This is a genomic window from Pseudocitrobacter sp. 2023LY-00077, assembly GCF_055796175.1.
This window is the reverse complement of the sequence record NZ_JBSPEI010000021.1, coordinates 76542-88374: the sequence shown is the minus strand read 5'-3', so window position 1 is coordinate 88374 and position 11833 is coordinate 76542. Positions and strand designations below refer to the sequence as shown.

Annotated in this window: 14 protein-coding genes; 7 read left to right on the top strand and 7 right to left on the bottom strand. The window is 54.7% G+C overall.

Annotated features, from left to right (window positions below):
* Positions 1-152 precede the first annotated feature (152 nt).
* Both umuD and ACWWFX_RS21870 read left to right on the top strand, forming a co-directional pair.
* On the top strand, positions 153-569 hold the full coding sequence (gene umuD / locus ACWWFX_RS21875; RefSeq protein ID WP_276221331.1) for a translesion error-prone DNA polymerase V autoproteolytic subunit: 417 nt from the start codon (positions 153-155) through the stop codon (positions 567-569).
* 2 nt (positions 570-571) lie between these two features.
* Positions 572-1837, top strand: a complete 1266-nt coding sequence (locus ACWWFX_RS21870) for a Y-family DNA polymerase (RefSeq protein WP_473224773.1) — start codon at positions 572-574, stop codon at positions 1835-1837.
* Here ACWWFX_RS21870 and ACWWFX_RS21865 read toward each other — a convergent pair.
* Positions 1814-2413, bottom strand: coding sequence for a TetR family transcriptional regulator (locus ACWWFX_RS21865; RefSeq protein ID WP_473224772.1), 600 nt, complete (start codon positions 2411-2413; stop codon positions 1814-1816). The two genes, ACWWFX_RS21870 and ACWWFX_RS21865, sit on opposite strands and share 24 nt — an antisense overlap.
* Positions 2414-2529: 116 nt before the next feature.
* Between ACWWFX_RS21865 and ACWWFX_RS21860 the strand changes: the two genes are divergently transcribed.
* The gene (locus ACWWFX_RS21860) at positions 2530-4017 is read left to right on the top strand and encodes a SmvA family efflux MFS transporter (protein ID WP_473224771.1); all 1488 of its coding nucleotides are present in this window, start codon (positions 2530-2532) and stop codon (positions 4015-4017) included.
* 48 nt (positions 4018-4065) lie between these two features.
* On the opposite strand, the gene ACWWFX_RS21855 is transcribed toward ACWWFX_RS21860, so the two are convergent.
* Complete coding sequence (locus tag ACWWFX_RS21855; RefSeq protein WP_276221314.1) at positions 4066-5100, bottom strand: AI-2E family transporter; 1035 nt, start codon at positions 5098-5100, stop codon at positions 4066-4068.
* A gap of 211 nt (positions 5101-5311) precedes the next feature.
* Between ACWWFX_RS21855 and ACWWFX_RS21850 the strand changes: the two genes are divergently transcribed.
* The 3 genes from ACWWFX_RS21850 (at position 5312) to mdtI (ending at position 6205) form a co-directional block, all read left to right on the top strand.
* Entirely contained in the window at positions 5312-5410 is a 99-nt protein-coding gene (locus tag ACWWFX_RS21850) for a protein YdgV (RefSeq protein ID WP_442961958.1), read from the top strand.
* Positions 5411-5526: 116 nt separating this feature from the next.
* Positions 5527-5889 (top strand): multidrug/spermidine efflux SMR transporter subunit MdtJ, encoded by a 363-nt coding sequence (gene mdtJ / locus ACWWFX_RS21845; protein WP_108474201.1) that lies wholly within the window; start codon positions 5527-5529, stop codon positions 5887-5889.
* Positions 5876-6205 (top strand): multidrug/spermidine efflux SMR transporter subunit MdtI, encoded by a 330-nt coding sequence (gene mdtI / locus ACWWFX_RS21840; RefSeq protein WP_149463837.1) that lies wholly within the window; start codon positions 5876-5878, stop codon positions 6203-6205. Before mdtJ ends, mdtI begins: the two co-directional genes overlap by 14 nt.
* Positions 6206-6287: 82 nt before the next feature.
* Here mdtI and ACWWFX_RS21835 read toward each other — a convergent pair whose 3' ends face one another.
* From ACWWFX_RS21835 to ACWWFX_RS21815, 5 genes are all read right to left on the bottom strand, one after another.
* The gene (locus tag ACWWFX_RS21835) at positions 6288-7106 is read right to left on the bottom strand and encodes a trypsin-like serine peptidase (RefSeq protein ID WP_473224770.1); all 819 of its coding nucleotides are present in this window, start codon (positions 7104-7106) and stop codon (positions 6288-6290) included.
* 102 nt (positions 7107-7208) lie between these two features.
* Entirely contained in the window at positions 7209-7292 is an 84-nt protein-coding gene (gene ydgU / locus ACWWFX_RS21830) for a small membrane protein YdgU (RefSeq protein ID WP_459349919.1), read from the bottom strand.
* Positions 7293-7364: 72 nt separating this feature from the next.
* Positions 7365-7745, bottom strand: a complete 381-nt coding sequence (gene asr / locus ACWWFX_RS21825; RefSeq protein ID WP_276221308.1) for an acid resistance repetitive basic protein Asr — start codon at positions 7743-7745, stop codon at positions 7365-7367.
* A gap of 153 nt (positions 7746-7898) precedes the next feature.
* Positions 7899-9383: a carboxypeptidase M32 gene (locus ACWWFX_RS21820; RefSeq protein WP_473224769.1), complete on the bottom strand. Its 1485-nt coding sequence runs from the start codon at positions 9381-9383 to the stop codon at positions 7899-7901.
* A 99-nt stretch (positions 9384-9482) separates the two neighbouring features.
* Positions 9483-10733 carry an MFS transporter gene (locus ACWWFX_RS21815; RefSeq protein ID WP_276221304.1) on the bottom strand — a complete coding sequence of 417 codons (1251 nt, stop codon included), beginning with the start codon at positions 10731-10733 and terminating at the stop codon, positions 9483-9485.
* Between the two features lie 116 nt (positions 10734-10849).
* Between ACWWFX_RS21815 and ACWWFX_RS21810 the strand changes: the two genes are divergently transcribed.
* Positions 10850-11767 (top strand): LysR family transcriptional regulator, encoded by a 918-nt coding sequence (locus tag ACWWFX_RS21810; protein WP_231827308.1) that lies wholly within the window; start codon positions 10850-10852, stop codon positions 11765-11767.
* The last annotated feature ends 66 nt before the right edge of the window (positions 11768-11833 follow it).

Below are 11833 nucleotides of genomic sequence, written 5' to 3'. Positions count from 1 at the left end.
CCTGCCACGGATCGGACAGGTTGAGAATATGAGCGTAGAGGGACTTTTCGTCCATGGCGGTGACCTCTGGCGATTAAATACACCATTATCATGCCTTCAGCCACCACAACAAGGGAAGACCCATATAAATACAGTATAGGGTGTTTACGGTCATGATGTACAAACTTGCAGAACAACGCGAGAGCGTAATTACGCCTCTTTTCAGTGACTTAGTGCCATGCGGCTTTCCCAGCCCGGCACGCGATTACGTTGAGCGGGGAATCGATCTCAACGAATTTATGGTGGCGCACCCCAGTGCGACCTATTTTGTCCGCGCCACGGGCGATTCTATGATCGACGCGGGCATCGGCAATGGTGATTTGCTGGTGGTTGACAGCGCGAGAACCGCCAGACACGGCGATATAATTATCGCCGCTATCGATGGCGAATTTACCGTCAAGCGCCTGCAACTGCGCCCGATAATCCAGCTGGTTCCCTGCAACCCGGCCTATGCGCCTATCCGCATTAACGAAGATATGCCGCTGGATATTTTTGGCGTGGTGACGTTTATCGTGAAAGCGGCCTGCTGACCATGTTTGCGCTGGTGGATGTGAACAGTTTTTATGCCTCCTGCGAAACGGTGTTCAGGCCGGATCTCAAAGGCAAACCGGTGGTGGTGCTGTCGAATAACGACGGCTGCGTCATTGCCCGTAGCGCAGAGGCGAAGTCACTGGTGGCAATGGGAGAACCCTATTTTAAACAGAAGGAGCAGTTTCGCCGTCACGGCGTGGTAGCGTTTAGCAGCAATTATGAACTTTACGCGGATATGTCAGAACGCGTGATGACGACCCTGGAAGCGCTGGCCCCGAGAGTGGAAATCTACAGTATCGACGAAGCGTTTTGCGATCTTACCGGTGTCAGAAATTGTCGTGATTTAACCGATTTTGGTCGTGAAATTCGCGAAACAATCAGTAAGGGTATGCATTTGACTGTTGGTGTGGGGATCGCGCAAACCAAAACCCTCGCCAAGCTGGCGAATCATGCGGCAAAAAAATGGCAGCATCAAACGGGCGGCGTGGTTGATCTCTCCAGTCTCGAACGGCAGCGTAAACTGATGGCGGCATTTCCGGTCAGTGAAGTGTGGGGTATCGGGCGGCGGATTAGCAAAAAACTGGAAGCAATGGGCATTCACAGCGTACTGGATCTCGCGGATACAGACATCCGCTTTATTCGTAAACATTTTAGCGTAGTACTCGAACGCACGGTGCGCGAGCTGCGCGGCGAAGCGTGTCTTGAACTGGAAGAGTTCGCTCCGGATAAACAGGAAATTATCAGCTCCCGTTCCTTTGGCGCGCCGGTAACGGATTACGAAGATATACGTCAGGCTATCTGCGAGTACGCCTGCCGGGCGGCAGAGAAGCTGCGTCTGGAACATCAGTATTGCCGGTTTATTTCGGCATTTATTAAAACATCGCCGTTTGCCGCCGGGCAGCCCTATTACGGCAACAGCGCATCGGTAAAATTGCTGACGCCGACGCAGGATAGTCGCGACATCATTAATGCCGCGACGCGCTGTCTGGAGGTTATCTGGAAAGAAGGGCGACGTTATCAGAAAGCGGGCGTAATGCTGGGGGATTTTTTCAGCCAGGGCGTTGCGCAACTGAATCTGTTTGATGACAATGCGCCGCGTGCGGACAGCGAAGCGTTAATGAGCGTGTTGGATGCCATTAATCACAAGACCGGGCGCGGGACGCTCTATTTTGCCGGGCAGGGTATCGCGCAGCCGTGGCAGATGAAACGGGAACTGCTCTCGCCGCGCTATACCACGCGCATGTCAGATATCGTGTGTGTGCGGTAGTGAAAACAGCTCCAGGGCGATCGCTGCATCCACATGCTGGTTAAAGGCGTCGTCATTAATATCCGTCATTCCCAGTGCGTACATTCCATCCAGACCGCAAACCAGCGCAATCAGCCGCCAGGCGATGTGCTCGGGGCTATCGCGCAGGGTAAACTCCTGCGCCGCGTGGCCCTGGCGGATAATCGCCGTGGTTTCGTCATGCCAGATATGCATGGTGAGAATATAGGCCGCCTTGATATCGGGATCTTTCGCCGCAATCAGCTGCGCTTCCCGCCAGAGGCGAATATAGGGCTCAAACCCGCCGTCATCGCTGCCAAGCATTGAGCATAAGCGTTCACGCCACGTGGCGTTTTCCGGCAACGGATTAGCATCCAGCAGGGTACGGGTTAAGCGAATAAACGCCTGGGCTTTGAGTTCGCCTGCCGAGGCAAAATGGTGATGGACCTGGCCTGTGGCAACGTTGGCTTCCGTAGCGATCCGCCTGACGGTCATTGCGGGGAAACCTTCGGCCAGCGCCACGCGCATCGCCGCCTGCATAATTTCTTCCCGTCGTTCGTCCTTACTCAGATAACCCATAATTTTTCATCCTCAATAACCGCGCAACGAGTTTAACAAAAAGCTGGACAGTTGTTCAACTTTCCGTAGGATCGCGTTCTGGACGGATGTCCAACTTTAATAAATGAGGGAGAGTTATGTTTCGTCAGTGGTTAGCGTTAGTGATTATCGTGCTGGTCTATATTCCGGTCGCCATCGATGCGACGGTGCTGCATGTGGCGGCACCGACGTTGAGTATGACGCTTGGGGCAAGCGGCAACGAGTTACTGTGGATCATTGATATCTACTCGCTGGTGATGGCGGGAATGGTACTGCCTATGGGGGCACTGGGCGACCGTATCGGTTTTAAACGCCTGCTGTTGCTCGGCAGCGGATTGTTTGGCCTGGCGTCGCTGGCAGCAGCGTTTGCGCCCGATGCCGGTTGGCTGATTGCGGCGCGCGCCGTGCTGGCGATTGGCGCGGCGATGATCGTCCCGGCGACGCTGGCCGGGATCCGCACGCTGTTTATCGATGCGCGTCATCGCAACATTGCGCTTGGCGTCTGGGCTGCGGTCGGTTCCGGCGGGGCAGCCTTTGGCCCATTGATTGGCGGCATGTTGCTGGAGCACTTCTACTGGGGCTCGGTGTTCCTGATTAACGTCCCTATCGTGTTGCTGGTGATGGCGCTTTCCGTGCGCTTCGTGCCGCAGCAGCCGGGCCGACGCGATCAGCCATTGAACCTGAGTCACGCCATTATGCTGATTGTGGCGATCCTGCTGCTGGTGTATAGCGCCAAAACCGCGATGAAAGGGCTGGTTACGCCGTGGGTTATCGGCGGGGCGTTCGTGACCGGCGCGCTGTTATTAACGATGTTTGTTCGTATCCAGCTTCGTGCGGCGAAGCCGATGATCGATATGCGTCTGTTCAGCCACCGCATTATTCTCAGTGGCGTGGTGATGGCGATGACGGCAATGATTGCGCTGGTCGGTTTTGAGCTGCTGATGGCGCAGGAACTGCAGTTTGTACATGGTTTCACACCGTTCGAGGCCGGGAAATTTATGCTGCCGCTGATGGTGGCCAGTGGTTTCAGCGGCCCGATTGCCGGTGTGCTGGTCGCGCGTCTTGGCCTGCGCACTGTGGCAACGAGCGGCATGGCACTGAGTGCACTGAGCTTCCTCGGGCTGTCGATGCTGGATTTCAGCACCCAACAGTGGCAGGCGTGGGGGCTGATGGTCTTACTCGGGTTTAGCGCCGCCAGCGCCTTGCTGGCGTCAACGGCGGCGATTATGGCCGCAGCGCCGAAGGAAAAAGCAGCGGCTGCCGGAGCGATTGAAACCATGGCGTATGAACTGGGCGCGGGGTTAGGCATTGCCGTCTTTGGCTTACTGCTGAGCCGCAGTTTCTCTGCGTCCATTATTCTGCCGGAAGGGCTGACGGGCGATATCGCGGCGCGCGCCTCGTCATCGATTGGCGAAGCGGTTAAAGCGGCGCAAATCCTGACGCCGACGCTTGCCGAGGCCACGATTAATGCCGCACGTACCGCGTTTACCTTCTCGCACAGCGTCGCGTTAAGCAGTGCCGGGATGATGCTATTACTGCTGGCGGTTGGGATGTGGTTTAGTCTGGCAAAAGCAGGTAAATCGTAAGAGAAGAAGAGGCTGCCGACGAGATGTCGGCAGCTTTGCGTGACGCTGTCACTTATCGCTGAGATCGCTCAATAGCACGGCAATACTCCTGCCGCCAATGGTTTGCTCAAGGGCAATCTTGACCACAATGGTGAGTGGTACCGAAAGCAGCATCCCCACGGGCCCAAGCAACCATCCCCAGAAGATCAACGACAGAAAGACCACCAGCGTTGACAGCCCCAGCCCGCGTCCCATGATGCGTGGTTCGAGGATATTACCGAACAGCAGGTTGATCAGCAGATATCCTGCCAGCACAATCAGCGCCTGATAAAATCCGCCAAAAACCAGCACCTGTAAAATCGGCGGGATCGCCGCCAGCACGGAACCGATGTTAGGGATATAGTTCAGCGCGAAGGCGAGCAGCCCCCAGACAAACGCGAAACGTACGCCCAACGCTTCCAGCATGCCCCACGCCACCAGACCGGTCACCAGGCTTATTGCCGTTTTCAGCACCAGATAATGTGACACGCTGTCGATCGCCCGCTGGATCGCCGCCATTCCTTCTGTCGGTTTGACCATCAGTTGCTGGAGTTTGGCCGGAAGCTGCGGCACTTCCAGTAGCATAAACACCACGGTTAACAACAGAAGAAAAATCGAAGACATCGCATTAGAGAGCTGCGTCAACAGGCTGGTGACAAAGGTCATCGCGGCGTTGGGGTCGATATATTTAATCAACTCATCCGCTGAGACCGTCACGCCAAAGCGCTCCAGCCAGGGCTGAATATTTTGCAGTGGCACATGTAAAGAGGAGCGATACTGCGGCAACGTGCGCGCCAGCTCGTTAAGCGAGGTGCCGAGTGACGCCAGCAGCAGGACGGCGACCATAATAATCAGGCAGATCAGTAAAGAGATAGCCAGCACGCGGGGAATGCGCCAGCGGGTCATCAGCTGTACGACCGGGTTAAGCACCACGGCGATAAACAGCGCCAGCACGAAGGGAACGATGATATCCGCCGCAAAACGAATACCCGTCAAAATGATGACCAACATGCCCAGCATGATGACAATTTTTAATCCATTAAGCGTAATGATGGGCTTGGCCATAAGGGTTCCTGAAAAAAGTGTACAACAAGCCTGAATATCATAATTGCGAACGGTCTGAGAAGGAACTCACTTAGATCTAATATTTATGGTAAAGATCTGAAAATATTTTGAGTTAATCAGAAGGTTGTGCTAAAAATTAGCTGTGTTTAACTACCGAAGACAATTTTTTTCCGCAACGAAGAGAAGCAATACCGCGGATAATTGTATTTTTATGGACAATCAGTTCAAAACTTTCATTTCCACTCACACCGCTGTTTTACCTACCTCCAGCTCGCTCTGTGCAGAGCAGCACTGGCGCAACGCGCTTTAGTCTATTTCTTCTGCCTGAACTGACGCCCGCCGTCAGGACTCATTACAACCTGGATTTTACGGTTTGCACTTCGCTGTGAGCCGCAACGGAATATATTCTCAAGCAGGAGAAATAACATGTTTTACTGGATTCTTTTATCCCTTGCGATCGTCGCTGAAATTATCGGCACGCTGTCTATGAAATGGGCTGCTGTCGGTCACGGTTCTGCTGGCTTTATTTTGATGCTGGTAATGATTGCCATCTCTTATATTTTCCTTGCCTTCGCGGTTAAAAAAATCGCGCTGGGTGTGGCCTATGCCTTGTGGGAAGGCATCGGTATTTTGCTCATCACGCTGTTCAGCGTCATGTTGTTTGATGAAGCCCTGTCGGCGATGAAGATTGCCGGTCTGGCGACGCTGGTCGCCGGGATTGTGTTGATTAAATCCGGTACCCGCAAAGTGAAATCTCAGCCGGTGGAGGCTCACCATGCAACAGTTTGAGTGGGTTCACGCCGCCTGGCTGGGGCTGGCAATCGTGCTGGAAATTATCGCGAATATCTTTTTGAAGTTCTCAGATGGTTTTCGCCGCAAATTCTATGGCGTGCTTTCGATCTCCGCAGTACTGGCGGCGTTTAGCGCGCTGTCGCAGGCGGTAAAAGGTATCGATTTATCCGTGGCCTATGCGTTATGGGGGGCCTTCGGGATTATGGCTACGCTGGCAGCGGGCTGGATCCTGTTTGGTCAACGCCTGAATAACAAAGGCTGGATGGGGCTTGGCCTGCTGATAATCGGCATGGTGCTGATTAAAATGGCCTGATGGATGGGCGCTGCGTTTGCCAGGCCTACGAAATGCAAAAGTGTTGTAGGCCAGGTAAGCGTAGCGCCACCTGGCACAAAGATTACTCTGTCGCCAGCGCTTCCAGCTTATCGCGAAAACCCGTCACCGAAATGGCCCGGTTATCCGCGCGCCAGCGATCTTTCGGCCCCGGAGCGGAACTCTGTACCGCAATCAATTGCCAGCCATTATCTGTCTTTAACATTAATGGCGAACCGCTGTCGCCCGGTAGCGTATCGCACTGGTGCGACAGCACCGACGTTTGCGCCCATCCGGTGACCACGCAGTTTTGATGGCTGTAGAGCGAATCAAGGTGATCTTCCGGGTAGCCAGATTGCGTCACTTTACGGTCCGCTGCCTTTAATGCGGCTGTGAGGGCGGCTTTATCACCCTCAAACAGCGGCAGCGGCGTAATTCCCCCCGGCGGATAACGCAAAATAATTAAGCCAAAATCCCACGGCGCGGCGGCAGACGGAACAATCCAGCCATCGCCATCGGGCTTCAGACGCTTGCCAAGCGAAGGATCAACGCGACCTTCAATACCGTGAATTTCATAACGCCAGACGCCTTTCTGGGACACAAAGCGTAGCGCGACAGCTTTATCCGGCTTGCCATTGGGGGGCGTCAGTAAACAATGTCCGGCGGTTAACGCCAGATGGGGCGAAATGAGGGTGGCGGTGCACAGGTTACCACTGACGGTTTCCAGTTGACCGATAGCATCCCAGGGGGAATCTGTTGCATCGGTCACAAGGGTGCGATCGTCCTGACCGAAAAACAGCGTTTTGACATCTTTCGCGCTCATGCCTCTATCGCCGTCATCCGCATGTACAGCCATCGACAGCGCGCTCAACGATCCCAGTAAAACGAAAACAGCTCTACGCATATCACTCTCTGGTGGGGTAATTATGATTATAAAAAGTTAAACCCAATGTGATTACTATAGACGGGACAAATGAAAAGGGGGAGCAAAATCAGCGAACTACGCTCAGTAAAGGAAAAACCTTGTCGCAATCAGTGCGCAGATGATGAGTAAAGCCAGGATGAGCTCGAAACGATAGCGCCGCAACATCATTGCTCTCCAGGAAAAAATCGGCGCTGAAACAGCGCCGATTTGTCATCGGAACGATACGAACGGTGACGATTATGCAGCAGGCTGAGCGGCTGGTTTAGCGGCTTCGTGTTTTACTGCTTTTTTATGATGTTTTTTTGCTGCCTGTGCTTTCTGCTCAGCAGCAGCCGGTTTTGCGGCTTCATGTTTTTTGTGTTTCTTAGCGGCTTGCGCTTTTTGTTCTACCGGTTTGGTTGCTTCAGTTTTAGCGGCTTTTTTGTGGTGTTTTTTTGCAGCCTGCGCTTTTTGTTCAGTGGCGGCTTTCTGGTGTTTTTTGTGATGCATGGTTTTTGCCGGTGCAGCTTTAGCGGTTGCGGTAGCAGCCGGTGCAGGAGCGGCGGTAGTTTCAGCAGCGAATGCAGCAGATGACAGACCCATAGCAGCGGCAACAACCAGAGCTAATACTTTTTTCATTCTCATACCCTCGAATTGGTTTTTTCATTCAACCCCACTGCGGGGCCGTTGAAAGAACTATATCCCTGAGTTATCAGGCTTTCCGTGAGTGATTGGTATCGGCGTGTAACGGAATGTACAACGCCGGAGGAGAGCCCTCCGGCGTGAGGAGAATTACAGATAGCGGGCGGTTAAATGTTCGCGGAAATAGCGGCTGTTCAGGTCTTCGCCAGTCGCCTGCTGAATAAGCTGCGAGGTACCGAAGCGGCTACCGTGCTGCCAGATATTCTGGCGCAGCCACTCGAACAACGTGCTGAAATCACCGCTGGCAATACGTGATTCGAGATCTGGCATTGCATTACGCGCGGCGTGCATCAACTGTGCAGCGTACATCGCCCCCAGCGTGTAGGACGGGAAATAACCGAAGCCGCCGTCGGTCCAGTGAATATCCTGCATACAACCATCGCGGTAGTTGCCTTCCGTCGAGAGCCCCAGCCAGTGACGCATTTTTTCATCCCACAGGGCGGGAATATCATCCACTTCAATTTCGCCATCAATCAACGCGCGTTCAATTTCGTAACGCAGGATCACGTGCGCCGGGTAACTCACTTCGTCGGCATCAATACGAATAAAGCCCGGTTTCACGCGCTGGTTCCAGGCAACAAAGTTTGAGGCCTCAAACGCGGGCTGCGGGCCAAACTGTTCAACAACCGCCGGAAGCAAATGCTGAAGGAAGGCATCGCTGCGCGCCAGTTGCATCTCAAAGAACAGACTTTGCGATTCGTGGATGGCGGTAGAACGTGCATACGATACCGGCTGCCCCAGCCAGTTACGCGGCAGATTCTGCTCATAGCGCGCATGCCCGGTTTCGTGGATCACGCCGAACAGGGCGCTTAACAAGTCATGCTCGTTATAACGGGTGGTGATGCGGACATCTTCCGGCACGCCGCCGCAGAAAGGATGCGCGCTGACGTCCAGACGACCGGCGTTAAAATCGAAGCCGAGGCGCTTCATCGCTTCCAGCCCTAACTGGCGCTGATTTTCAACCGGGAACGGGCCTTGCGGGGCGATCAGCGTTTTGCTGGCCTGTTTTTCTACCGCGCTGGTTAACAGTTTTGGCAGCCAGGATTTAAGATCGCCAAACAACACGTCCAGACGAGCGCTGGTCATGTCGGGCTCAAAAATATCCAGCAGCGCATCATAAGGTGAGCAGCCTTTGGACTGCGCACGGATACGAGCTTCTTCCCGGCTGAGTTTGACCACTTCTTTTAAATTTTCCGCGAAGCCCTGCCAGTCGTTGTTCGGGCGCTGTGTCCGCCAGGCGTGCTCGCAGCGGCTACCTGCCAGCGATTTGGCTTCTACCAGGCTTTCCGGCAACAGGGCGGCCTGCTGATAATGACGCGCCATTTCACGCAGGTTTGCCTGTTCGAGATCGTTAAGACTTTCCTGTTCCGCGTTGCGCAGCCACTCAGCAACCTGTTTATCGGTCAGAATCTGGTGCTGTAACACGCCAAGTTCAGCCAGCGCTTCGCTACGCGCGTTGCTGCCGCCTGGCGGCATCATGGCAAACATATCCCAGCCAGCGATGGCGGAAAGGTGTGAAAAACGGGAGAGACGCTGGAAGGTGCGGGTGAGGTGTTGGTAGTTTTTGTTTTCCATAGTGCCCTGTTTTCTATGAAGGAGAAGGCGGCAGGCGCCGATAGATTCAGATCTATCACAGGGCGGTAAGCGGGCGCAAAAAATTCGCGCCCGTCGCCATCAATGCAATCGTTTATGCAGCAACGTTCCGACCAGTAGCGCCGCGACCAGCAGCAGAGCGATAAACGCGCCGACGCCATTCCAGCCGTAACGATGCCAGAACACGCCGCCCAGCGTCCCGGCGATGCTGGAACCCAGGTAGTAGCTGAAGAGATAAAGCGATGAGGCCTGGCCTCTGGCGCGACGCGCGCGCGGGCCAATCCAGCTGCTGGCGACCGAGTGCGCGGCAAAGAAGCCGGCGGAAAACAGCAACATGCCGGGAAAGATGACCCACAGCGGCGAGAAGAGCGTCAGCAGCAGGCCGAGCAGCATAACGCCGGTGAAGAAGATCATCACCGGGCCGCGACCGTAGCGGGCGGTCATCATGCCGGCTTTCGGTGAGCTCCAGGTCCCCGTGAGATAAGCGACGGAGAGCAGGCCAACCACGGCCTGATTCAGCGACCAGGGGGAGAGCATCAGGCGGTAGCCAATATAGTTAAACAGGGTGACGAACGCGCCCATCAGCAGGAAGCCTTCGACAAACAACAGCGGCAGGCCGCGATCGTGCCAGTGCAGACGGAAATTAAGCAGCAGCGTTTTCGGACGCAGGGAGGAAGGGCGGAAATGGCGCGATTCCGGGAGGATCTTCCAGAACATAATTGCCGAGGCCAGCGCGAAGGCGCTGATCACCGCCAGAGCGATACGCCAGCCGAAGAAATCGGTGAAAACCCCGGTGAGCAGGCGTCCGCTCATTCCGCCAATTGAGTTACCGCTAATGTAAAGACCCATCGAGAAAGCGACGAAACTGGGGTGGATCTCTTCACTGAGGTAGGTCATGCCGACCGCCGCCACGCCGCTGAGCGATAAACCAATCAGCGCACGCATGACGAGAATGCCGTGCCAGCTGGTCATCATCGTGGAGAGCAGAGAGCAGCACGATGCCAGCAGCAGCGCCGTTACCATAACCTGTTTGCGGCCAATGGCATCGGAAAGCGGCCCGGTAAAGAGCAGCCCTATCGCCAGCATCGCCGTGGAAATCGACAGCGAAATACTGCTTCCCGCAGGCGAGATACCAAACTCATGTGACAGCACCGGCAGAATCGGCTGAACGCAGTAGAGCAGGGCGAAGGTCGCCAGCCCGGCGGAGAAAAGTGCGAGGGTAACCCGAATAAACTGAGGTGTGCCGCGAGTAATAAACTGGTTCGGCCTGGATGGGGCATTGTCGCGGACGTCGATAGCCGGTTCGTTGTCTGCGGTGGTTGTACGGCTCACGGGAAGATCCTTGCGTAAAAACAAAAGGTAATAGCGACACAGGTCACATAATTAGAGTAGGAAATCGCGAATATTCTGTCTAATATATTAATAATCTCAATTGATATGTAACAAATATGAATATCGAGCTGCGTCATCTGCGCTACTTTATTGCGGTAGCGGAAGAGCTACATTTTGGTCGCGCCGCTGCCCGGCTTAATATTTCTCAGCCTCCGTTAAGTCAGCAAATTCAAATACTTGAACAGCAAATCGGCGCCCGTCTGTTTGCCCGCACCAACCGCAGCGTTAACCTCACGGCGGCGGGAAAGCAGTTCCTTGCCGATAGCCGTCAAATCATGCTGCTGGTGGAAGAGGCCGCCGCCCGCGCGGGGCGTTTGCATCATGGCGAAACGGGCGAGTTGAATATTGGCTTTACCTCGTCGGCCCCCTTTATTAAGGCGGTGTCCGATACGCTCTCGACCTTTCGTCGTCGCTATCCCGATGTCCATATCCAGACGCGCGAAACCAATACCCGTGAGCAGATTTCGCCGCTAACCGAAGGTTCGTTAGATCTCGGTTTGATGCGAAATACGCAGCTTCCTGACACGCTGGAGTGGGAGGTGATCCTGCATGAGCCGCTGCTGGCGATGATTCATCATGAGCATCCGTTAGCGAATCAACGCGCCGTGAGTCTGACAGAGCTGGCCGATGAGCCTTTTGTTTTTTTCGATCCGCACGTGGGAACGGGGCTGTATGACGATATCCTGGGCCTGCTTCGCCGCTATGGCGTGACGCCGCGAATGACGCAGGAAGTGGGCGAGGCGATGACCATTATTGGCCTGGTGGCATCCGGGCTCGGGGTGTCGATTCTCCCGGCGTCGTTTCGGCGTGTGCAGCTGATGGAAATGCGCTGGGTGCCCATCATTGAAGAAGATGCCGTTTCAGAAATGTGGCTGGTGTGGTCTAAACATCATGAACTTAGTCAGGCTGCCCAACGCTTTAAGCAACAGCTGCTGGCTGCGGCAAAGATAAGCATTTCTGACGAAAAAGCATGAAAAAATGTGCGGCAAATCACAAGGCTAAGGAAAAATTTGGCGTACCCCATTGAAGTCCTTCACCAT

Coding starts and splice junctions, on each gene's coding strand:
- umuD (WP_276221331.1), top strand. CDS start 153: ATGATGTACAAACTTGCAGAACAACGCGAGAGCGTAATTACGCCTCTT.
- ACWWFX_RS21870 (WP_473224773.1), top strand. CDS start 572: ATGTTTGCGCTGGTGGATGTGAACAGTTTTTATGCCTCCTGCGAAACG.
- ACWWFX_RS21865 (WP_473224772.1), bottom strand. CDS start 2,413: ATGGGTTATCTGAGTAAGGACGAACGACGGGAAGAAATTATGCAGGCG.
- ACWWFX_RS21860 (WP_473224771.1), top strand. CDS start 2,530: ATGTTTCGTCAGTGGTTAGCGTTAGTGATTATCGTGCTGGTCTATATT.
- ACWWFX_RS21855 (WP_276221314.1), bottom strand. CDS start 5,100: ATGGCCAAGCCCATCATTACGCTTAATGGATTAAAAATTGTCATCATG.
- ACWWFX_RS21850 (WP_442961958.1), top strand. CDS start 5,312: ATGGACAATCAGTTCAAAACTTTCATTTCCACTCACACCGCTGTTTTA.
- mdtJ (WP_108474201.1), top strand. CDS start 5,527: ATGTTTTACTGGATTCTTTTATCCCTTGCGATCGTCGCTGAAATTATC.
- mdtI (WP_149463837.1), top strand. CDS start 5,876: ATGCAACAGTTTGAGTGGGTTCACGCCGCCTGGCTGGGGCTGGCAATC.
- ACWWFX_RS21835 (WP_473224770.1), bottom strand. CDS start 7,106: ATGCGTAGAGCTGTTTTCGTTTTACTGGGATCGTTGAGCGCGCTGTCG.
- ydgU (WP_459349919.1), bottom strand. CDS start 7,292: ATGTTGCGGCGCTATCGTTTCGAGCTCATCCTGGCTTTACTCATCATC.
- asr (WP_276221308.1), bottom strand. CDS start 7,745: ATGAAAAAAGTATTAGCTCTGGTTGTTGCCGCTGCTATGGGTCTGTCA.
- ACWWFX_RS21820 (WP_473224769.1), bottom strand. CDS start 9,383: ATGGAAAACAAAAACTACCAACACCTCACCCGCACCTTCCAGCGTCTC.
- ACWWFX_RS21810 (WP_231827308.1), top strand. CDS start 10,850: ATGAATATCGAGCTGCGTCATCTGCGCTACTTTATTGCGGTAGCGGAA.